We start from the raw sequence: 21,486 nt of genomic DNA on the forward strand, positions 1-21,486 counted from the left end.
GAGAAATAAAATGAAATTACCAATCTATTTAGATTATGCGGCGACTTGCCCTGTGGATGAACGCGTAGCGGAAAAAATGATGAATTATCTGACGATTGACGGAGTTTTCGGAAATCCGGCCTCACGTTCTCATAAATTCGGCTGGCAGGCAGAAGAAGCGGTGGATATCGCTCGTAACCAGATTGCGGATTTAATCGGTGCGGACAGTCGTGAAATCGTCTTTACTTCCGGTGCGACGGAATCGGATAACTTAGCGATCAAAGGCGCGGCGCATTTTTATCAAACCAAAGGTAAACATATTATTACCTGTAAAACCGAACACAAAGCGGTACTGGATACTTGTCGTCAGCTTGAGCGCGAAGGTTTCGAAGTGACTTATTTATCACCGAAATGCGACGGTCTGATTGATCTTGACGAATTCAAAGCGGCGATTCGTCCGGACACTATTTTAGCCTCGATTATGCACGTGAATAACGAAATCGGTGTCATTCAGGATATTCGGGCGATCGGTGAAATTTGTCGTGCGCACAAAATTATTTTCCATGTGGATGCGACGCAAAGCGTAGGGAAAATCGCTATTAATTTGGCGGAATTATCAGTGGATCTGCTTTCCATGTCCGGACATAAATTATACGGACCGAAAGGCGTCGGCGCATTATATGTCCGCCGTAAGCCGCGTATCCGTTTGGAAGCGATTATCCATGGCGGCGGTCATGAACGCGGTATGCGTTCCGGCACGTTACCGGTCCATCAAATCGTAGGCATGGGGGAAGCGTATCGTATTTGTAAAGAAGAAATGGCGACGGAAATGCCGCGCTTAAAAGCATTACGCGACCGCTTATACAACGGCTTAAAAGACATTGAAGAAACCTACGTAAACGGTTCAATGGAACATCGCGTGGACAGCAATTTAAATATCAGTTTCAACTATGTGGAGGGCGAAAGCCTAATGATGGCGTTACGCGATATCGCCGTGTCTTCCGGTTCGGCTTGTACTTCGGCGAGTCTTGAACCTTCATACGTGTTGCGCGCATTGGGCTTAAACGATGAATTGGCACACAGCTCAATTCGTTTTACCGTCGGTCGTTATACCACGGAAGAAGAAATTGATTACACCATTGAACTGGTGAAAAGTGCGGTCAAAAAATTGCGCGAATTATCGCCGTTATGGGATATGTTCAAAGAAGGCGTCGATATGTCTAAAATTGAATGGTCCGCTCATTAATAACCTTAGCAACATCATTTATTTTTATTGAAAATTAGGAACAGAACATGGCATATAGTGAAAAAGTTATCGATCATTATGAAAATCCGCGTAATGTGGGTTCATTTGATAAAAAAGCATCGGATGTGGGCACCGGTATGGTGGGTGCGCCGGCTTGCGGCGACGTTATGCAGTTACAAATCAAAGTAAACGATAACGGTATTATTGAAGATGCGAAATTTAAAACTTACGGCTGCGGTTCCGCCATTGCATCCAGTTCGCTGATTACCGAATGGGTGAAAGGAAAATCGCTGGATGAAGCGGGTGCGATCAAAAACAGCCAAATTGCCGAAGAGCTTGAATTGCCGCCGGTGAAAGTCCACTGCTCAATTCTGGCGGAAGACGCCATCAAAGCGGCAATCGCGGATTATAAGGCGAAAAAAGGCGAATAATTTTAAAGTGCGGTCAAAAACCGATAAAAAACTGACTGCACTTTCAACCTTTGTGAGGCATGAAGATGGCAATAACATTAAGTGAAACGGCATTAAACCGCGTTCGAACCTTTTTACAAAATCGCGGCAGCGGTATCGGTTTGCGTCTGGGCGTTAAAACATCAGGCTGTTCGGGATTGGCCTATGTACTTGAATTTGTTGATCAATTAAGCGACGAGGATCAGATTTTCCAACAGGATGACGTCAAAATCATCGTAGATAAAAAAAGCCTGGTTTACCTTGACGGTACACAGTTAGACTTCGTCAAAGAAGGCTTAAACGAAGGCTTTAAATTCACTAATCCGAATATTAAAGATCAATGCGGATGCGGTGAAAGTTTCAGTGTGTAATATTGTGCAAAAATGACTATGTCAAATCCATTCGAACTTTTTGATCTTCCGGTTGATTTTCGGCTTGATAGCAATTTACTGACAAGCCGTTATTTGACGTTGCAGAAATCCCTCCATCCGGATAATTTTGCCCATAGTTCACCGCAAGAACAGCGTTTGGCCATGCAGAAATCAGCGGAAGTCAATGACGCGTTGCAGATCTTAAAAGATCCCGTCAGTCGTGCGGATTGCATTATTCGTTTACATATGCCGACGGTGCAGGACATTGAACAAAAAAGCAATCGTGATATGGCATTTTTAATGCGACAGTTAGAATGGCGCGAACGATTGGAAGAGATTGAACAAGCGCAGGATTTGGATGCTTTGACGGATTTTATGCGGGACATTGACGCGGTGCAGCAGGAAAATTTAACGGAAATTTCCACCGCACTTAACGAACAAAACTGGCCGTTGGCGGAACAGATTAACGATCGTTTACGTTTTATGCAAAAGCTTAACAGTGAAGTTGAGCGGGTAGAAGAACAGATTTCAGGATTTTAAAGCATTATGGCATTACTTCAGATTGCCGAGCCGGGACAAAGTGCGGCTCCGCATCAGCATAAATTAGCAATCGGTATCGATCTCGGTACTACTAACAGTCTGGTGGCAACGGTACGTAACGGGCAAGCGGAAATTTTACTCGATGAAAAAGAGCGACCGCTAACCCCTTCTATCGTGCATTACGGTGATAACGTAACGGTAGGTTATGACGCGGGCGAATTAGCGAGTCGGGATCCGCAGAATACGATTATTTCGGTAAAACGCTTGATAGGGCGCAGCCTGAACGACGTGCAAGCGCGTTACCCAAATTTACCGTATCGGTTTGTGCGGAGCGAAAACGGACTGCCTTTGCTGGGAACAGCGCAAGGAAATGTCAGTCCGATTGAAGTTTCCGGTGAAATCCTGAAAAAACTGACCGCACTTGCGCAGCATCGTTTAAACGGCGAATTATTGGGTGTCGTGATTACGGTGCCGGCGTATTTTGATGACGCACAACGCCAAAGCACGAAAGATGCCGCCAAGTTAGCGGGATTAAACGTATTGCGTCTGTTAAACGAACCGACTGCGGCAGCCATTGCTTATGGTCTCGACAGCGGGCGTGAAGGTGTGATTGCCGTCTATGATTTAGGCGGCGGTACTTTTGATATTTCGATTCTGCGCTTATCCCGAGGTGTATTTGAAGTACTGGCGACAGGCGGAGATACCGCACTGGGCGGTGATGATTTTGACCATTTGATCGCAGATTGGATCAGCGAAAAATCCGGTATTCAACCGCAGGACGATCAGCAAAAACGGCTGTTGATTGAATTGGCGGCACGTACCAAAATCGCATTAACGGACAAACCGCAAGTCAGCCTTTCATACCAAGGTTGGCAGGGCGAAATGCAACGCGAGGAGTTTAACGGACTAATTTCGGGTTTGGTAAAACGCTCGTTAATGGCTTGTCGTCGCGCCTTGAAAGATGCGGGAATCGGTCAGTCCGAGGTACAGGAAGTCGTAATGGTGGGCGGTTCCACCCGTGTTCCTTTCGTACGCGACCAAGTGGGCGAGTTTTTTCAACGTCGACCATTAACCTCTATCGATCCTGATAAAGTTGTAGCCTTAGGCGCGGCGATTCAGGCGGATATTCTGGTAGGCAATAAACCCGACAACGAAATGTTGCTGCTGGATGTTATTCCATTATCTCTCGGAATTGAAACCATGGGCGGTTTGGTGGAAAAAATCATTCCCCGCAATACGACTATTCCGGTGGCGCGGGCGCAGGAATTTACTACCTTTAAAGACGGACAAACCGCTATGTCGGTGCACGTGGTGCAGGGTGAACGCGAATTGGTGGGCGATTGTCGTTCTTTAGCGCGTTTCACCTTGCGCGGCATTCCACCGATGGCGGCGGGTGCGGCGCATATTCGCGTGACTTATCAGGTGGATGCGGACGGCTTGTTAAGCGTCACGGCTATGGAAAAATCCACCGGCGTACAATCCAGTATTCAAGTGAAACCTTCTTATGGATTAACCGATGATGAAATCACCCAAATGCTGAAAGCGTCGATGGAAAATGCCAAAGAAGATATTGGTGCCCGTATGCTGGCGGAACAGCGGGTTGAAGCCCGTCGAGTGATTGAAGCCGTATTATCCGCTTTGCTGGACGATCAGGATTTACTGAATGACGAGGAATTAAGTACGGTCAAAAATGCCTTGGTTTCGCTGGATAATTTACAGCAGGGAACAGACACTCAGGCCATCAAAGCAGGCATTAAAGCGCTGGATGCGGCAACGCAGGAATTCGCTGCCCGCCGTATGGACAAATCCATCCGACGCGCCTTGTCCGGCCAGTCGGTAGACAGTTTATAATTTATAGGAAAGTATTATGCCAAAAATTGTATTTCTTCCCAATGAGGAATTTTGCCCCGAAGGCATGGTGGTGGATGCGGCAGCCGGTGATAATTTACTGGAAGTGGCGCATAATGCCGGCGTGGAAATTCATCATGCCTGTGACGGTTCTTGCGCCTGTACGACTTGTCATGTAGTGATTCGCGAAGGATACGACAGCTTAAACGAGACCAGCGACCAAGAGGAAGATATGCTGGATAAAGCCTGGGGATTGGAAATGGAAAGCCGCTTGTCTTGTCAATGTGTTATCGGTGATGAAGATCTGGTGGTGGAAATTCCGAAATATAATATTAACCAAGTCAATGAGGCGGCGCATTAATGAAGTGGACGGATACCCAAGAAATTGCGGAAGCCTTGTATGATCGAGATCCGGATTTAGATCCGAAAACCGTTCGTTTCACCGATATGCATCAGTGGATTTGCGAATTGGACGGCTTTGACGATGATCCCGAAGCCAGCAGCGAAAAAATTCTTGAAGCTGTTTTATTAAAATGGCTGGATGAATACGAATAACCCAAGTGCGGTCAAAATTCCTGTGATTTTGACCGCACTTTATGTCTATAGCTATCAAAAAGCACAATTTTCCCGTATAATTCTCTCAATTTTACCCTACTCAGGTCAGGATTTATGGCAGAGATATCTTGCATCATTATCGGCATTGCGGGCGCATCCGCGTCAGGAAAAAGTTTAATCGCCTCCACGGTTCATGATGAATTATTACGCGAATTAGGTTGTGGCGACATCGGTATTATTACGGAGGACAGTTATTACAAAGATCAAAGTCACTTGGATTTTGAAACCCGTACCAAAACCAATTACGACCATCCGAATTCTATGGATCGCGATTTGCTCATCGAACATTTACGCGCGTTGAAAGCCGGCAATGCAGTGGATATTCCCGTTTATAATTATGCCGAGCACAACCGTTCCGCAGAAATAACCCGTTTTGAACCGCGCAAGATTATTATCTTAGAGGGAATTTTGCTGCTTACCGATGAACGCGTACGCAACGAATTGTCTATGTCGGTTTTCGTGGATACGCCGCTGGATATTTGCTTTATCCGCCGTTTGCAGCGGGATATGGTGCAGCGCGGACGTTCTATGGAATCCGTTATTCAGCAATACCGAACGACGGTCAGACCGATGTTTATGCAGTTTATCGAACCGTCCAAGCAATATGCGGACGTAATTATTCCGCGTGGCGGCAAAAACAGGGTCGCTATTGAATTGTTAAAAGCACAAATTTTAAAATTATTAGGAAAATAAGATGAGACTTTGTGATACTGACATTGAAAAACATTTGGATGAAGGCATTATCACCATTTCTCCGCGTCCGGATAACGGCAAAATCAACGGTGCGACCATTGATTTACGTCTGGGTAATTCTTTTCGGGTATTTCGCGAACACTCCGCGCCTTATATTGATGTAAGCGGGCCGAAGGAGGCTGTAGCGGAGCAACTTGAGCGGGTGATGAGCGATGAAATTATCGTTGCGGATAATGAAGCGTTCTTTCTGCATCCCGGCGTATTGGCGTTAGCGACAACTTTGGAAAGCGTGAAATTGCCCGCCGATATTATCGGTTGGCTGGACGGACGTTCTTCCTTGGCGAGATTAGGCCTGATGGTGCATGTCACGGCACATCGTATTGATCCGGGCTGGGAAGGTAAAATCGTATTGGAATTCTATAATTCGGGCAAATTACCGCTCGCTTTGCGCCCCAATATGATTATCGGTGCATTAAGCTTTGAAGTTTTAAGCGGACCGGCGGCTCGTCCTTATAACAGCCGGCAGGATGCAAAATATAAAAACCAACAAAGTGCGGTGGCAAGCCGTATTAATCAGGATAGATAATGATGAAAAAATTAGGCATTGGCTTTCTTGCGATCGTCTTTGCCTTTTTGGCTTTTGTGTATGTGCAGAAAGGCAAAATCGAACAAAAACTGACCGCACTTTTGCGGGATAATCATATTCAAGTCGCGCAATCTCATGTGAGTTGGTTGCCTTCGCCGGGTATTGATTTGATGCGGGCGGTTTATATTACGGACGATTTTTCTTTATCTGCCGAGCAGATTCATTTAAACCTGAGCTGGTGGGGATTACTATTCGGACAATCAGAAATTGATGAGCTTCGACTGGAAAGGGGCGAAGTGCGGTCAGGTTCAAAGAATAATTTGCATTTTCATCAAATTAATGCGGTGATTACGCCGAAAAATCTAAAATGGGCATCGTTGCCCGCATTATTATCAGAACATCATCAAGACGGTGTTTTCCCCGAAAATATGCCTGAGTTACTTGTGGATTTTACGGGATTGAATGCCGAAGAGGATAAATGGACTTTCACCGGCAGATTAAAACCGATTTCATCAGGCGCTCATTTAAATGACGTGGCGGCGACGATTCAGCTGAAAAAACGTCGCTTATTTCATGCCGAACGGGTCGCCTTAAGCTGGAGGAATGGTGAGGTTTTACGCTTGCCGCAAGAAGGTTATATTGTCAATTTGAAGGCGGCGGTCTTGAATAATGTTGCGTTGAATGATGTAAATGCGCGAATTCAAACCGAGCCTTGGTTTAACGGCGATATTCGGTTTCCGGCCATATCGGATTCCGGCAGATTAGCCGTAAAGTTTGAATCTCAAACTCAACAAACGCAGCCGGATTCGCATCATTTAATGATTTCCGCTCAGGATTTAGTGCTGGCGGATTGGCTGAAAGCGTTCGATATTCCGGATGTGGTTTCGGGGAATGTGTCTGTAGAAGCGGATTTATTTTCACATGATGCTTTGCCTCGGCGCGGTACGTTTGCCGGCTTGGTATCGGACGGCAAATTAAAAGGGGTAGGACTGGCGGCATTGATTAGCCAGTATGTGCCGATTAATTATGATGAAACCGTGTTGAATGATAAGAATATCGAAACGTCGTTTGATTTATTGGAAACGCAATTTCAATGGGAACCTGAAGGTATTCGCGTTGAAAATACACGATTATTACATCGCAACTTTACGGCGCAAGGTCAAGGGGATGTAGATTTAACTACGGGTTCCTGCGATTTTATGACATACGTTTCATCTAATGACGTGCGTTATAAAGGCTTGACTTTACCGGTACATTTTTTCGGTGATTGCAAGTCTCCCCAATACAAAGTGAAATTCAATCGCGATTTTCGCCATCAGTTAAAAGATTTTCTACGTGAAAAGTTTAGATGATGCCTAACGCTTAAAATTTGACCGTCTTGGCTATTGGCGGATTATTGCCATGGCGGTTTATTCGGGCATTTATAATGCCCGGTACCGACGCTGTTGAACGATAAGCTGAGCGCATGCTGTTTTTAGGGTTGGCAAATATTGTTTTTGTAGGCGTTGATTGGTATGCTGGGGATGGTGCCGTTCACAGTATTTCATATAACGTATGGTAATAAAGCCCTGCACCTCATGTGGTTTCGGGGCAAATCGCAACGAAAAAGTGCGGTCAAATTGACCGCACTTTTTTAACGTTTGGATTTTTTTATAAATTTTATTAAACGTTTACGCTTACGCAATTGATTTGGGGTTAATTTATTGCGTTTGCCGGCAAACGGGTTACTGCCTTCCTGGAACTGAATACGAATCGGCGAACCTATGATTTTCAGACTACGGCGATAATAATTTGACAGATAACGCTTGTAACTGTCGGGCAGTTTGTCCATTTGATTACCGTGTATCACAATAATCGGCGGGTTATAACCGCCCGGATGTGCATATTTCAGTTTAATACGGCGGCCGCCTGTCATCGGCGGTTGGTGTTCATCCGTTGCCATTTGTAGAATTCGAGTAAGTAATGAGGTCGTCATTTTTTGTGTTGCGCAAGCATAGGCTTCACGCACCGACTCAAATAAATTGCCGACACCGCTACCGTGCAAAGCGGAAATAAAATGCACCCGAGCAAAATCGATAAAATCCAAACGTCGGTCGAGTTCGGATTTAACCCGATCTTTAATATCCTGATCCAAACCATCCCACTTATTTACTACAATGACCAATGAACGGCCGGCATTCAGAATGAAGCCCAATAATGATAAATCCTGATCGGAGATACCTTCTCGAGCATCGATAGTTAATAACACCACATTCGCATCCTGAATTGCTTGCAGGGTTTTAATGACGGAGAATTTTTCTACGGCTAAATGAACCTTACCGCGTTTACGTACGCCGGCGGTGTCGATAATCGTATAATGCTGTCCGTCGCGCTCCATCGGAATATAAATACTGTCGCGCGTTGTACCGGGTAAGTCGTAAACCACTACGCGATCTTCGCCTAAAATACGGTTGGTGAGCGTGGATTTCCCGACATTAGGACGTCCGACGATGGCGATTTTAATGTTTCTGTGATCCGGTTTTGTATTTTCCTCTTCTAAGGCTTCATCTAGTAATGCCGTATCGTTTTCGTCGGAAAAATCGAATCCTTGCTCCCATTCATCCGAATCTTTAGTATCCTCAATTTCTTCCGTATTTTTTTTTATTTTTTCGGCCAATGGCGCTAAAACGGCTTCCATCAATTGTGCGACGCCGCGACCTTGGGCTGCCGCTATTTGGGTGATCTCACCTAATCCCAGCTGATAGAATTCCGCACAATGTGAATCGGCATCAATACCATCGGTTTTGTTAGCGACTACGATTGTGGTTTTGCTCTGACGTTGACGCAGATAGTTTGCAATACCGATATCGGCAGGCGTTAAACCTGCTCGCGCATCCACTAAAAACAGTACGACATCCGCTTCTTCGATTGCAAGTAAAGATTGTTCCGCCATTTTTTCCTCGACGCCTTCCTCGGTGCCGTCAATCCCTCCGGTATCAATTACGATAAAATCATAACCCGAAATATTGGCTTGACCGTATTTACGGTCACGCGTTAAACCGGGAAAGTCCGCAACTAAGGCATCGCGTGTGCGTGTTAGACGGTTGAATAAGGTAGATTTACCTACATTAGGGCGACCAACGAGCGCCACAACAGGAGTTGTCATAAAAAATATCTCTTAAATTCGGAATAAAATTCGTGGAAGTATATCAGATTTCTAGGCGTTTTTATATTTCATAAAAGCAAAAAGCACAGCCTAAACTGTGCTTTTTTAAAGTTGGCGGAATGGACGGGACTCGAACCCGCGACCCCCTGCGTGACAGGCAGGTATTCTAACCAGCTGAACTACCACTCCGCAGCTAATCCGTAAGGAATCAAATTGAAAAAGTTGGCGGAATGGACGGGACTCGAACCCGCGACCCCCTGCGTGACAGGCAGGTATTCTAACCAGCTGAACTACCACTCCGCTAAGTGTTGCGAATAATACTTGTCATAAGCGCTTTCGTCAACTGTTTTTTCTGTCCTTTCGCTTTGCTTGCTTAATTAATGCACGGTTTCATGGGAATCTGGCGACAATCTTTTTATCCAAATACAGTTGTCTTTGCTTTTTTTGTTGATTAGCGAAAGATATTCCGTATGGGCGGCTAATTCCTCTTCAGTGAGCGGTAAAGCGATTAAGCCTTCCGAGGAAACTTGCACGGGAATAAACTCTTCTTCAATTTCTTCTGTTTTCTGAACCGATATTTCGGTCTCTTCTTCGGCAAACAGACTGACTTGACCACCGGTCATCGCTAAATAAACGTCACCCAGAATTTCCGCATCCAGCAATGCCCCGTGCAAGGTTCGTTTACTGTTGTCAATATGTAGGCGATCGCATAAGGCATCTAAATTGTTGCGTTTACCGGGATATTGTCGGCGCGCCATTTGGAGCGTATCCGTTACTGTACAAATATCTGCCGTTTTGATATCAATATGATGTTTACGGAATTCATAATCCATAAATCCAACATCGAACGGTGCATTGTGTATTAACAATTCCGCATCTTTGATAAAATCAATGAATTCCTGCGCAACGGTAGAAAAATCCGGTTTATCGGCAAGCATTTCGTCGGTGATGCCGTGAACTTTTATCGCTTCGGGATCAATCGGGCGATCAGGTTTGACATACAAATGTAATTTACGTCCGGTATATTTACGGTTAATCAGCTCTACCGCGCCGATTTCAATAATGCAATGTCCTTCGTAATGCGCACCAAACTGATTCATGCCCGTCGTTTCGGTATCGAGTACTATTTGGCGAATAATTTCATTTTCTTCTTTCATTGGGCTCTCTGTCTATTTTGGTTCAATTGCGGTATTATCAACCGCACTTTATAAGATGATTGTAACAGATTATGCGAAAACAGATTGAAATTTTTACTGATGGCTCCTGTCTCGGTAATCCGGGAGTCGGTGGGATCGGCGTGGTGCTACGTTATAAACAGCATGAAAAAACTTTGTCGAAAGGTTATTTTCAAACTACAAACAACCGCATGGAATTACGCGCCGTTATTGAGGCATTAAACTTATTGAAAGAACCTTGTGAGATTATTCTGCACAGTGATAGTCAGTATATGAAAAACGGTATAACCCAATGGATTTTCAACTGGAAAAAAAATAATTGGAGAGCCAGTACGGGAAAACCTGTTAAAAATCAGGACTTATGGATAGCATTGGATTCCGCCATTCAGCCTCATACGATTCATTGGCGTTGGGTGAAGGGACATTCCGGTCATCGTGAAAATGAAATGTGCGATGAACTTGCAAAACAGGGAGCGGAGAACCCGACATTAGAAGATACAGGTTACCGACAGGATTAAAATGCAGCGTTCGGCGTGACCAAAATCCGCTTTTGATTTATCGACGATATGTGCTGAGACAATAATTAAAGTGCGGTTGAAAATCCTATTAACTATAAGGTAATTAACAGTATTGTTATTAAAGTAAATAAAAACGTTTTTTTACCGCACTTTGTCGTTTCCGGCGCGCGTTCCCGAATAACGAAATTTACATCCACGCATTATTACGAATGATGCCTACAGCGATACCTTCAATTTCGAAACGTTCTTGTTCGCGCAAATTAACGACGATCGGGGCAAATTCTTCGTTTTCCGCATGGAGATAAATAACGTCACCTTTACGTTCCAAACGTTTTACCGTTACTTCATCTTCAATACGCGCGACAATAACTTGTCCGTTGCGTACATCTTTTGTGCTGTGTACAGCCAGTAAATCGCCATCTAATATACCAATATTTTTCATAGATTGTCCGTTTACTTTTAACAGAAAATCCGCTTGTGGTTTAAACATGTCGGGGTCTACACGGTAAGTGCCTTCAATATGTTGTTCTGCCAGAATCGGTTCGCCGGCGGCAACCTGACCGATTAACGGTAAACCTTCCGGTTCGTCGTTGGCCGCATCAAGTAATAAACGAATTCCGCGAGAGGTTCCGGCTAAAATTTCCACGGCACCTTTGCGGGCAAGAGCTTTTAAGTGTTCTTCCGCCGCATTGGGGGAGCGAAAGCCTAATTCGCGAGAAATTTCAGCACGTGTCGGCGGCATACCGGTTGTTTCGATATAATGTTTGAGGAAGTTATAAACTTCTTGCTGGCGCGCGGTAAGTGGTTTGACTAATGACATAATATTTCCCTGTGGTTGTATACAATGATTGATATTCTATACAGTTTTTACTATATATACAACCTACGAATACAAAAAATACAGTATATTCGGAAAATATACTGTATTTTTCGCAGGTAGGAGGATTAGCCTCGATGAGCATTTTTCATGATGCGATCTTTTTGTACCTTCCATTCGCGATCTTTAATATCTTCGCGTTTATCATGTTGTTTTTTCCCTTTGGCTAAGCCTATTTTGAGTTTCGCCCAAGCGTTTTTCCAGTAAAGAGAAAGCGCTACAAGCGTATAACCGTCCCGATTGGCTTTGCCGAATAAGGACGCCAGTTCGCGTTCATTAAGTAATAATTTGCGGGTGCGGGTCGGATCGCAAACCACATGTGTGGAGGCGACAGAAAGCGGTTGAATGGTCGCACCGAACAGGAAAGCTTCGCCGTTATTAAAAATAACGTAGCTATCGCTAATGTTGGCTTTACCCGCCCGCATAGATTTGACTTCCCAGCCTTGCAGGGAAAGTCCCGCTTCAATTTCTTCTTCTATAAAGTAGTCGTGACGGGCGCGTTTGTTTAATGCAATCGTATTGTCGCCCGCTTTATTTTTTTTCTTTGCCATAATTGTTGTGATTAATTAATTTGCCGGAATTGTACCGAATAAGCGGAATGAACACAATTTCCGCGTAAAAAGATAAAGTGCGGTCAAAATCCTTAACATTTTGACCGCACTTTCAAGACAGGTTGCGGATTATTCCAGTTCGCCGCAGAAACGGTAGCCTTCGCCATGGATAGTAGCGATAATTTCAGGCGTATTACCGTGATTTTCAAAATGTTTGCGAATGCGCCGGATGGTGACGTCAACCGTACGATCGTTATCTTTCAGTTCCCGTCCCGTCATTTTACGTAGCAATTCTTCGCGGGTTTGAATTTTTCCCGGATTTTCACAGAAATGCAGCATAGCACGGAATTCACTGCGGGGTAATTTAATCGCTTCTCCTTCCGGGGTGATTAAGGCATGTTGATTGGAATCTAAAGTCCAGCCGTTGAAACGGAAAATTTCAGTATTTTCTACCGCGCTTTTATGCTCGCTCATGGTACGTTGCAGTAAGTTACGAGCCCGGATGGTCAGTTCACGCGGATTAAACGGTTTGGTCAAATAGTCGTCAGCGCCGATTTCCAAACCAAGGATTTTATCCACTTCATTATCGCGCCCCGTTAGGAATATTAAGGCGATATCGGCGTTTTCACGCAATTCCCTGGCAAGCATTAATCCGTTTTTGCCCGGCAGATTGATATCCATTACCACTAGATGGATGGTATGTTCGGCTAAAACACGGTGCATTTGGGCACCGTCAGTTGCTTCGAAAACGTGATAGCCTTCGGCTTCGAAAATACTTTTTAAGGTATTTCGCGTAATAGTTTCGTCTTCAACCACAAGAATATGAGGCGTTGTCATTTTTTATTTCCTTTATTAAATTTTTATCCCTAATATGGGGTATTTCTGGAAGAGGATTTTACCTATGTAACATTCTTGTAACAAGTAAGAAATACGAAATCTGAAAATTAGCCGTAAATTTTATGATTTAGATCATAAAAAATAGGGCATTGCAGCCCTCAACATTCAAACTTATATTTAGGCATTAGAATACGCGTTTAAACGGTTTGACAATGACGTCTCCGTAAACGTTCGCCGCTACATAAGGATCTTTTGCCGCCCAGTCTTGGGCGTCCTTTAATGTGGCAAATTTTGCAATCACGGTCGAACCGGTAACGCTTTTGCCGTCTACCGTAGGATTCGGCCCCGCCGTCAATAGTCGCTCTTCGGCTTTCAATTGCTCTAAGCGGGCTAAATGCTGCGGACGTACTGCCAGACGTTGTTCCAGCGTATTCGGTTTGTCTTGGGCAAAAATAACAAAATATTCCATTTTATTTTCCTTCATGTTGCTGAAAATCAGGTATTCATTAATGCAATCGCTTGTTCTAATTCAGGATTGTTTTCCTGCGGTACGGCGCGAGGTTTCCCTTTTTCATCAATGGCGACATAAGTAAACAAGGCCTCGGTTACACAATGACGATCACGCACACCGGTATATACTTGTTTAATCCAAACTTCTACTTTAACCTGCATAGAAGTGCGTCCGACTTTAACCAGTTTACCGTAACAACATACCACATCGCCTACGGAAATAGGACGTAAAAACGTAATTTTATCTACACAGACGGTTACGACACGTCCTTTGGCTATTTCTTTTGCCAAAATGGCCCCGCCCATATCCATTTGCGACATAATCCAGCCGCCGAAAATATCACCGTTCGCATTAGTATCGGAAGGCATCGCCAGCGTTCGTAAAATCAGGGCACCTTCCGGTTGACGGAAATTAATTTGTTCTGTCATGTTCAGTCTTTGTCCTTTGGAAGATAGCGATAAATATACACACCTGTAATCAGTGTGGCAAGAAGCGTCATGCCGATGATGCCGAATGATTTGAAATCGACCCAGATGTCTTCCGAATAATATTGGCTGATATAAATATTGACAAGCATGCAGAGCACAAAAAATCCTGCCCAGCCTAAATTGAGTTTTTGCCAAGCGGTGTCGGGAAGTTCAATTTCTTTTCCGAGCAATTTCCGGATTAACGGGGTTTTGAATACAAATTGTCCTATTAACAAGATGGCGGCGAATAGCGCGTATACTATGGTGACTTTCCACTGTAAGTATTTAACCTCATTAAAATAAGCCGTCAACAAACCGAAAAAGACCACGGCAACGCCCATGATGACTTGCTGTTTTTCGATTTTTCCGTATTTAACTCTAAGAATAAGCATTTGTACGATGGTGGCAATGACTAAAGTTATGGCCGCGTCACGAATACCGGATAATTTGTAAACCGTAAAAAATAGGATAAGAGGAATAAATTCGAGTAATTGTTTCATATTACATCGCCTGATTACTGAAAATAGAATAAAAACGATAAGTAAAAATTAACGAAAAGAGGCTGACTAAAGCGATGGCCGCTAATACAATCACGCTGAATACCGTATTAACTGCCATTGCGGAAAGCTGTATACCGATAAGCGGTAGAAAAAAGTTTACGATTAGGCAGTAAAAAAACAGCGTACCTGTCCGTTTGGCGCCTAAAATTAAAATATTTTTGACCGCACTTTGCATAGAGACCGGTTGGAGCAAATATTCAACCGAAACCAGGCAGAGACGAATAAACAGAATGATGCCGGCAATCATCAACATTAATGACAGGATTGATGGTGATTGATTATTACTCATGTTGCCGAATGCAAACCATAATCCGATAAATAACGGAAAAACGCTTAAAATGCTTAACAACGCGACACCAACAAAACGGCGAGCCGTGAAAGCGGCGGATGTAACCAGATTTATACCGCGTTGTTGATTGATTGAATGAATAACCGCTAATGCCCAACTGGAGATAAACAGTGTTATGCCTTGATTAAATAAGAAAAATAACTGTCTGGATGGTTGCTGTGATTGTTCAAGCATCGCCTGAGCTAATTGAGTTTGATCCATTTGCTCCGGATTCGTCACGGAGGATTGTAGAGTTGAAGCAAGCAAGCTCATCCCGGCGGAGGCGATGAGTAATATCAGCATAAATTTCATGACGAATCCGCGTTGATTACGCATAAAATTCCAGCTGTCGCGAAAGAGTTGAGTGAAATTAATTGGCATTGCCATTGCGATCCTTAAATTTAGAATTGTTACAAAATTGATAAGATTATACTCATTTTATACAAAAATCACTAAAGTTATTCATTTTGATTTAAAGCGGGTTGAGGTGTTTGCAAACCAGCCAATATAGGGAATTTGAGAGGAATAAATTAAAGGAGAACGAGTAAGGCATTCTCCTGCGATAAAAGTTATTAACCGGCTGAATTTAGTAATTCCTGCGCATTAGCCAGGGCGTTGTCGGTTATCTGCGTTCCGCCTAATAATTTTGCCAATGCTTTTACCCGTTGTTGCGGAGAAAGTGCGGTCATCTTGGTTTCGGTTTTTCCGTCAACGGTAATTTTTTCAACGGAAAAATGTTGATTGCCATGACAAGCTACTTGCGGGAGATGAGTGACGCACAGCACTTGACATTTTTGTCCCAGCCGACGCAATAATTTACCGACCACATTGGCCGTAGCGCCGCTGATGCCGACATCAATTTCATCGAAAATCAGTGTAGGAATTGCGCTCTTATCGGAGGTTAAAACCTGTAATGTCAAGGCGATACGGGACAGTTCGCCGCCGGAGGCGGTTTTTGCCAGAGGTTGAACATTTTGTCCCAGGTTACTTTGTAGATTAAAAACGATAGTGTCCGCACCGTTTGCGCTTATTTTATTAAAATCCGTTTTAAGCCCGATAAAAAATTGTGCATTTTCCATGGCTAATTGTTTAATAGATTTTGTTACGTTTTGCGCTAATTTATCCGCCCCCGTCTGACGGCTTTGATGCAGCGCCATTGCGGTTTTTTGCATTTTTTCGAATGCCGATTTTTCTTGAGCCAGTAATTTGTCCTCGCTTTCGGAAAAATCCACTAACCGTATCAATTCGTTTTTTAAGGTGCGATGAAATTCTACCAACTTTTCCGGTTGTACATGGTGTTTGCGGGCTAAATGAATAGCCTGGCTCATTCGGTTTTCTATTTCTTCAAGCAAATGCGGATCTTGTTCAATACCGGAAGCCAGTGTTTGCATTTCATTGACGGCTTCCTGCACTTGGATCAGCGCTTCGTTTAACATGTTTTTTACACCGGCATATTGCGAATCCAATTCGACCAGCTCATCTAATTGTTGGGTAGCGCGATAGATTAAACTGTCGGCACTAACCGTTTGATTTTCGCTGAGTACTTGCAATACGGATTGGGTTAGCTCGGTCAATTCTTCACTGTTTGAAAGGCGTTTATGTTCCTCTTCTAATTCTAAATATTCATTGGTTTGTAGGTTAAATTCATCTAATTCGTCTACCTGATATTGCAACAATTGTTTTTTGGCTTCGTTTTCGGTAACTTTTTGTTTAAAAACGGTAAGTTGGTGTTGTAATGCTTTCCAGTGTTGATAATCATCGTTCATTTGCGACAGCAAATTTCGGTGGTCGCAGAAATTGTCCAGTAGTTGCAGTTGATAATCGCTTTTCAGCAGTAATTGAGAAGCGTGCTGGCTGTTGATGTGAATCAGATATCGTCCTAATTCTTTTAATAATGCGGCGGAAACGGGCGTGCCATTGATAAAGGCTTTGGAGCGCCCCTCATTATTAATGATACGCCGTAAAATACAACTTTCCGAGTTGTCCTGATCTTCTAATTCCTGCATTTTTAACCAATGAGCCGCCGGACTTTGTGGCGCAATGTAAAAGGTTGCACAGACCTCTGTCCGCTCTTGCCCGTTACGTAACCTTGACGCGTCGGTTCGTTGACCCAGGCACAATCCCAAAGCGTCGATAGCAATCGATTTGCCCGTTCCGGTTTCGCCGGTAATAACGGACATGCCTTTTGTCAGTTCAATATCCAAATGACGAACGATGGCAAAATTATTGATAGTGAGTTGTATAAGCATCTGTGAACCTCTTGTACTGTATAAATATATTATATATCATATGGATATACAGTAAAGTGTTTTTTAAAGTACAGTTAAAACAGCTTCTTTAACCAACCCAGTTTTGAACTTAATACGTTGTAATAGTTGTAATTTTTTAAATGCAGTAAACGCAGCGGATGAGGCGCTTTTTTTACTGTAATAATATCATCACTGGTAAAATGCAAGGCGAATTGTCCGTCACAGTTTGCTTCTAGTTGCGGCGTATTATACTCGGCAAAACGTAGGGATATTTTGCTGTTACCGTCGATAACCAACGGGCGGGAAGATAACGTATGCGGGAACATGGATACTAAGGCGATAGCATTTAGCTGGGGAGTTAAGATCGGACCGCCGGCGGAAAGCGAATAAGCCGTGGAACCTGTCGGCGTGGCGATGATCAAACCGTCGGAACGTTGTGAGAAAGCAAACTTATCATCAATATATACGTGAAAATCAATCATATGCGCGACTTTTGCCGGGTGTATAACCGTTTCGTTAATCGCATTACCGCTGGCAATGACTTTGCCGTCGCGTATGATGTCGACATCAAGCTGAAAACGTTCTTCTACAAAAAATTCACCGTTCAGACAAGCCTGCAATTGAGCGTAGGCATTTTTCGGATCAATATCGGTAAGAAAACCCAGATTTCCCCGGTTAATACCTATCATAACGATATCAAACTTGGATAATACTCGGGCACGCCCCAACATATTGCCGTCACCGCCGATAACAATGGCAAGTTGAGCCCGCTGACCGATTTGTTCCAGTGAGGCAATGTGATCCGGCGATAGCTTTAACGCTTCACCTACGCTGTCTTCCACCAGTACTTCATACCCTTGTTCTCGCAACCACTGAAAAATGTTACGGTGCATTTGCAGCGTGACGTCGTTACGGGGGCGCCCGACCAAACCGATGATTTTGAAAGACGTATGTAATGTATCGACGGACTTTTTTTGCGTTTTCATAGATTTCTCTTGAATAATCACGATTAGCCCTTATATTACATCGAAACGGTAGACGCGCAAAGATTAACATTCCTGAAATCCTTTGTTAAAATGACCGCACTTTTCGCTATTGAACGGAGTAAAACATGTCAGAACAAGAGCAGAAACAAGAACAACCGATTGAAAATGCAGCTGAAAATTCGGCGCAAAAGCCTGAAGAGGTAACTGAAACGGATGTACAAACCGAACAAAACGTGACGGATCCGTTAGAAGAAGCCATTGCACGCGTACAGGAGCTGGAAGAACAGTTGGCGGATGCGGCGAAAAAAGAACAGGACGCATTGTTGCGGGCCCGTGCGGAAGTGGATAATATGCGTCGTCGTGCGGAACAGGACGTAGAAAAAGCCCATAAATTTGCGTTGGAAAAATTCGCGAAAGACCTTTTAAACACTATCGATAATCTTGAACGCGCATTGGCTACGCCGGCAAATGTGGAAGACGAAAGCGTGAAAGGTTTATTCGACGGTGTGGAATTAACGCTAAAAGAATTACTTGCCACGGTAGCACGTTTCGGTATTGAGCCGGTAGGTTTAGTGGGCGAAAGCTTTAATCCGGAATTTCACCAAGCTATTTCCATGCAACCGACGGAAGGATTTGAAACTAATCAAATTACGACTGTTTTACAGAAAGGCTATTTGCTGAACAGTCGCGTTATTCGTCCTGCAATGGTCATGGTTGCGGCATAATCTGTTGCTGATTTTAACGAAATCAAATCAAGTGCGGTCAAAACATTAGAGATTTTGACCGCACTTTGTTATTTCACCGGCGTGCCTTTCAATAATTTACGCATCCAACTGCGATTAGGGCAAAGTGCGTGAATAATATCTTCGCTTAAAGGCAAGGGTTCGCCGTAAATCAAGGATGCCAGGCATTCGCCTAAAATCGGGGCTGATGTTAATCCTCGCGATCCCAGCGCACCGACTAAATACAGATTTTCGAAATTCGCTGCGACGAGTACCGGTTGTTTGCGACGACGCAGATTAAACAGATTGCGGTATTCTTCCGTTTGACGGTCGAAATCCGGTACATTACCCATCATCGGGATACGATCCCGCACCGCGCAACGCACGCCGACGCGTGCGCGATTATCTGAAGTATCCACATCATGAGTCCAGTCCATAGCGAGATTTTTCTGAATTTTCGCCTGATTTTCCTGTTGTTCCGTTGTGCTGAACTCGCGGTTTTCGCAATCCCGCACATGGCTTGCACCGATACAATGGCTGGTTTTCGCCTCGTCTGCCGGCGTCATGTAACCGTCGTAACAAATCACGCTGTTCAGCTTGAGCAGATTTTCGCCGGTGGCTATTTGGCTTACTTGTCCCCGTACGGGATAAAGAGGCAAACGGGCGGTTTGTTCGAAACGGTGTAATCGGTGTCCGTTTGCCAATACTACGATATTATGCCGGAAGGTTTCACCTTGCGCATTTTGTAGCGTCCAACCATTTTTCGTCGACGAAAGTGCGGTGATTTTTTGTGCCGTTTTTACGGATAAACCCGAACTTTCTAATAACCGAAAAGCATTTTGTACAAATTGTCGCGGTGCCAGCCAGCCACCGTTCGGGATAAATCCGCCGCCGCACGGCAAGGGCAAACCGACGGTTTGCGCGAGTTCTTCCCGATTCATGCCGGCATATAGTTTTTTATCCCATTGATAAGCGGAAATTTTATCCAGTTTGGCCGCACTTTTTTCGTCGTAGCCGCATAACGCTACGCCGCAAAACCGGTGTTCGAACGGAACGTTATGTGCGACGGCCCATTGCAGTCGTTGCAGACCGTAAGCGAAGGCATGAATGTAAAAACGGATATTGCGTTCGTCATCATCGCTGAGTTGCGGATAGAACGCACCTTGTTTATTGCCGGAAGCGTTAAGCGCCAATTCATCGTCTTCACAATAGAGCGTGACGTCGGCACCTCGTTCGAGCAGCGACAGAGCGCTGAACAGCGAGGCGATACCGCCGCCTATAATCGCCACATCGGCGGCTCCGTCAAATTTCGCGGCTTGCGGTAAAAACCAAGGCGTATTGACTTGCGAGGCGGTAAAGTGCGGTGCGTTTTCCGCCGGTTTTTCACCGTACAGACATTCCCGTTTTTTGCCGAAACCCGCACGTTTTTCGACGCGGAATCCTGCGGATTCCAATCCTTTTTTGACCGCACTTGCGGCGGTAAAGGTGGCGAATGTGCCTTGCGGTTTGGTGTAACGGTACATCAGACGATAAACCGTTTCGTTCCACATATCGGGATTTTTACTTGGCGAGAAACCGTCTAAAAACCAAGCGTCGATGCGGTTTTGCATATAATCGCCCAGTTGCGGTAATTGGGTATTAACATCACCGAACCAAATATCCAGAGTGGTTTCACCGAAATGATAACGGTAACAGCCTTCGATCGGTATGCCGTTAATTTGCCACCATTGTTGTAACTGTGCCGCCAATGCGGAAAATTCGGAAAAAGTTTGATAGGTTATGGCTAATTGTTCGGCGGAAATCGGGTATTTTTCAAAGGAAATGAAGTGTAATCGTGACAACGGCGATTGCGGGTTTTGCCGCCGGAACTGACGAAACAAGGTTGTGACGGCGAAGAAATTCAATCCGGTGCCGAATCCGGTTTCCGCGATGACGAAATGGATATCTTGGCAGGCTGACCAACGTTCCCACAGAGCATTGCCTTGTTGGAAAACATAACGGCTTTCCGCCACACCGTCTTGGGTGGAAAAATAAATATCGTCAAAACGGTCGGATACCGGCGTATTGTCGGCGCTGAAGCGTAAATCGGCGGTTTGAATATGATGCATGTCTTTATTCCTTTTTTCTGATTTCACCGTTTATTATAATCCTCTGCCGGCATAAAGTGGTCGAATATGGCAATAAATGCTTGCAATATTTCGATTTCATAGTAAATTAGCATTCAGCTTACAAG

Annotated in this window: 24 protein-coding genes and 2 tRNA genes; 12 read left to right on the forward strand and 14 right to left on the reverse strand. The window is 44.4% G+C overall.

Annotation, left to right across the window (positions count from 1 at the left end; genetic code table 11):
- Positions 1-10: 10 nt before the first annotated feature.
- From ASUC_RS04485 to ASUC_RS04530, 10 genes are all read left to right on the forward strand, one after another.
- The gene (locus tag ASUC_RS04485) at positions 11-1,225 is read left to right on the forward strand and encodes an IscS subfamily cysteine desulfurase (RefSeq protein WP_012072612.1); all 1,215 of its coding nucleotides are present in this window, start codon (positions 11-13) and stop codon (positions 1,223-1,225) included.
- 47 nt (positions 1,226-1,272) lie between these two features.
- Entirely contained in the window at positions 1,273-1,656 is a 384-nt protein-coding gene (iscU, locus tag ASUC_RS04490; protein ID WP_012072613.1) for a Fe-S cluster assembly scaffold IscU, read from the forward strand.
- 65 nt (positions 1,657-1,721) lie between these two features.
- On the forward strand, positions 1,722-2,045 hold the full coding sequence (gene iscA, locus ASUC_RS04495) for an iron-sulfur cluster assembly protein IscA (protein ID WP_012072614.1): 324 nt from the start codon (positions 1,722-1,724) through the stop codon (positions 2,043-2,045).
- 18 nt (positions 2,046-2,063) lie between these two features.
- A complete protein-coding gene (gene hscB / locus ASUC_RS04500; RefSeq protein ID WP_041834739.1) occupies positions 2,064-2,585 on the forward strand; it encodes a Fe-S protein assembly co-chaperone HscB in 522 nt (173 codons plus the stop codon).
- Positions 2,586-2,591: 6 nt separating this feature from the next.
- A complete protein-coding gene (gene hscA / locus ASUC_RS04505) occupies positions 2,592-4,436 on the forward strand; it encodes a Fe-S protein assembly chaperone HscA (RefSeq protein ID WP_012072616.1) in 1,845 nt (614 codons plus the stop codon).
- Positions 4,437-4,452: 16 nt separating this feature from the next.
- Entirely contained in the window at positions 4,453-4,794 is a 342-nt protein-coding gene (gene fdx, locus ASUC_RS04510) for an ISC system 2Fe-2S type ferredoxin (protein ID WP_012072617.1), read from the forward strand.
- Entirely contained in the window at positions 4,794-4,988 is a 195-nt protein-coding gene (iscX, locus tag ASUC_RS04515) for a Fe-S cluster assembly protein IscX (protein WP_012072618.1), read from the forward strand. The genes fdx and iscX overlap by 1 nt, the downstream gene beginning before the upstream one ends.
- 114 nt (positions 4,989-5,102) lie before the next feature.
- Positions 5,103-5,741 carry a uridine kinase gene (udk, locus tag ASUC_RS04520; protein WP_012072619.1) on the forward strand — a complete coding sequence of 213 codons (639 nt, stop codon included), beginning with the start codon at positions 5,103-5,105 and terminating at the stop codon, positions 5,739-5,741.
- A gap of 1 nt (position 5,742) precedes the next feature.
- Entirely contained in the window at positions 5,743-6,327 is a 585-nt protein-coding gene (dcd, locus tag ASUC_RS04525) for a dCTP deaminase (RefSeq protein ID WP_012072620.1), read from the forward strand.
- Positions 6,327-7,679 carry an AsmA-like C-terminal region-containing protein gene (locus tag ASUC_RS04530; protein ID WP_041834611.1) on the forward strand — a complete coding sequence of 451 codons (1,353 nt, stop codon included), beginning with the start codon at positions 6,327-6,329 and terminating at the stop codon, positions 7,677-7,679. The genes dcd and ASUC_RS04530 overlap by 1 nt, the downstream gene beginning before the upstream one ends.
- A gap of 281 nt (positions 7,680-7,960) precedes the next feature.
- Here ASUC_RS04530 and der read toward each other — a convergent pair whose 3' ends face one another.
- The 4 genes from der to dnaQ form a co-directional block, all read right to left on the reverse strand.
- A complete protein-coding gene (gene der / locus ASUC_RS04535; protein ID WP_012072622.1) occupies positions 7,961-9,472 on the reverse strand; it encodes a ribosome biogenesis GTPase Der in 1,512 nt (503 codons plus the stop codon).
- A gap of 112 nt (positions 9,473-9,584) precedes the next feature.
- A tRNA-Asp gene (locus tag ASUC_RS04540) sits at positions 9,585-9,661 on the reverse strand.
- A gap of 34 nt (positions 9,662-9,695) precedes the next feature.
- Positions 9,696-9,772 (reverse strand) — tRNA-Asp (locus ASUC_RS04545).
- A 77-nt stretch (positions 9,773-9,849) separates the two neighbouring features.
- Complete coding sequence (dnaQ, locus tag ASUC_RS04550) at positions 9,850-10,629, reverse strand: DNA polymerase III subunit epsilon (protein ID WP_012072623.1); 780 nt, start codon at positions 10,627-10,629, stop codon at positions 9,850-9,852.
- 71 nt (positions 10,630-10,700) lie between these two features.
- Here dnaQ and rnhA point away from each other — a divergent pair, with 71 nt between their 5' ends.
- Positions 10,701-11,165 (forward strand): ribonuclease HI, encoded by a 465-nt coding sequence (gene rnhA, locus ASUC_RS04555; RefSeq protein WP_012072624.1) that lies wholly within the window; start codon positions 10,701-10,703, stop codon positions 11,163-11,165.
- 187 nt (positions 11,166-11,352) lie between these two features.
- On the opposite strand, the gene lexA is transcribed toward rnhA, so the two are convergent.
- The 9 genes from lexA to ASUC_RS04600 form a co-directional block, all read right to left on the reverse strand.
- Positions 11,353-11,985, reverse strand: coding sequence for a transcriptional repressor LexA (gene lexA, locus ASUC_RS04560; protein ID WP_012072625.1), 633 nt, complete (start codon positions 11,983-11,985; stop codon positions 11,353-11,355).
- Positions 11,986-12,110: 125 nt separating this feature from the next.
- Positions 12,111-12,593: an SsrA-binding protein SmpB gene (gene smpB, locus ASUC_RS04565; RefSeq protein WP_012072626.1), complete on the reverse strand. Its 483-nt coding sequence runs from the start codon at positions 12,591-12,593 to the stop codon at positions 12,111-12,113.
- Positions 12,594-12,722: 129 nt separating this feature from the next.
- The gene (gene arcA / locus ASUC_RS04570; protein WP_012072627.1) at positions 12,723-13,430 is read right to left on the reverse strand and encodes a two-component system response regulator ArcA; all 708 of its coding nucleotides are present in this window, start codon (positions 13,428-13,430) and stop codon (positions 12,723-12,725) included.
- 184 nt (positions 13,431-13,614) lie between these two features.
- A complete protein-coding gene (locus ASUC_RS04575) occupies positions 13,615-13,899 on the reverse strand; it encodes a YciI family protein (protein WP_012072628.1) in 285 nt (94 codons plus the stop codon).
- Between the two features lie 26 nt (positions 13,900-13,925).
- Positions 13,926-14,369, reverse strand: coding sequence for an acyl-CoA thioester hydrolase YciA (gene yciA, locus ASUC_RS04580; protein ID WP_012072629.1), 444 nt, complete (start codon positions 14,367-14,369; stop codon positions 13,926-13,928).
- A 2-nt stretch (positions 14,370-14,371) separates the two neighbouring features.
- Positions 14,372-14,908, reverse strand: a complete 537-nt coding sequence (locus tag ASUC_RS04585; protein ID WP_012072630.1) for a septation protein A — start codon at positions 14,906-14,908, stop codon at positions 14,372-14,374.
- Position 14,909: 1 nt separating this feature from the next.
- The gene (locus tag ASUC_RS04590) at positions 14,910-15,683 is read right to left on the reverse strand and encodes a hypothetical protein (protein ID WP_012072631.1); all 774 of its coding nucleotides are present in this window, start codon (positions 15,681-15,683) and stop codon (positions 14,910-14,912) included.
- 185 nt (positions 15,684-15,868) lie between these two features.
- Positions 15,869-17,545: a DNA repair protein RecN gene (recN, locus tag ASUC_RS04595; RefSeq protein ID WP_012072632.1), complete on the reverse strand. Its 1,677-nt coding sequence runs from the start codon at positions 17,543-17,545 to the stop codon at positions 15,869-15,871.
- 74 nt (positions 17,546-17,619) lie between these two features.
- Positions 17,620-18,531: an NAD(+) kinase gene (locus tag ASUC_RS04600; protein WP_012072633.1), complete on the reverse strand. Its 912-nt coding sequence runs from the start codon at positions 18,529-18,531 to the stop codon at positions 17,620-17,622.
- A gap of 125 nt (positions 18,532-18,656) precedes the next feature.
- On the opposite strand from ASUC_RS04600, the gene grpE reads away from it, so the two are divergent.
- Positions 18,657-19,256 (forward strand): nucleotide exchange factor GrpE, encoded by a 600-nt coding sequence (gene grpE / locus ASUC_RS04605; RefSeq protein ID WP_012072634.1) that lies wholly within the window; start codon positions 18,657-18,659, stop codon positions 19,254-19,256.
- A gap of 68 nt (positions 19,257-19,324) precedes the next feature.
- Here grpE and mnmC read toward each other — a convergent pair whose 3' ends face one another.
- Positions 19,325-21,361 (reverse strand): bifunctional tRNA (5-methylaminomethyl-2-thiouridine)(34)-methyltransferase MnmD/FAD-dependent 5-carboxymethylaminomethyl-2-thiouridine(34) oxidoreductase MnmC, encoded by a 2,037-nt coding sequence (gene mnmC / locus ASUC_RS04610; RefSeq protein WP_012072635.1) that lies wholly within the window; start codon positions 21,359-21,361, stop codon positions 19,325-19,327.
- Positions 21,362-21,486 lie beyond the last annotated feature (125 nt).

The sequence above is a fragment of the Actinobacillus succinogenes 130Z genome (genome assembly GCF_000017245.1).
In the GTDB taxonomy this organism is placed as follows: Bacteria; Pseudomonadota; Gammaproteobacteria; order Enterobacterales; family Pasteurellaceae; genus Exercitatus; species Exercitatus succinogenes.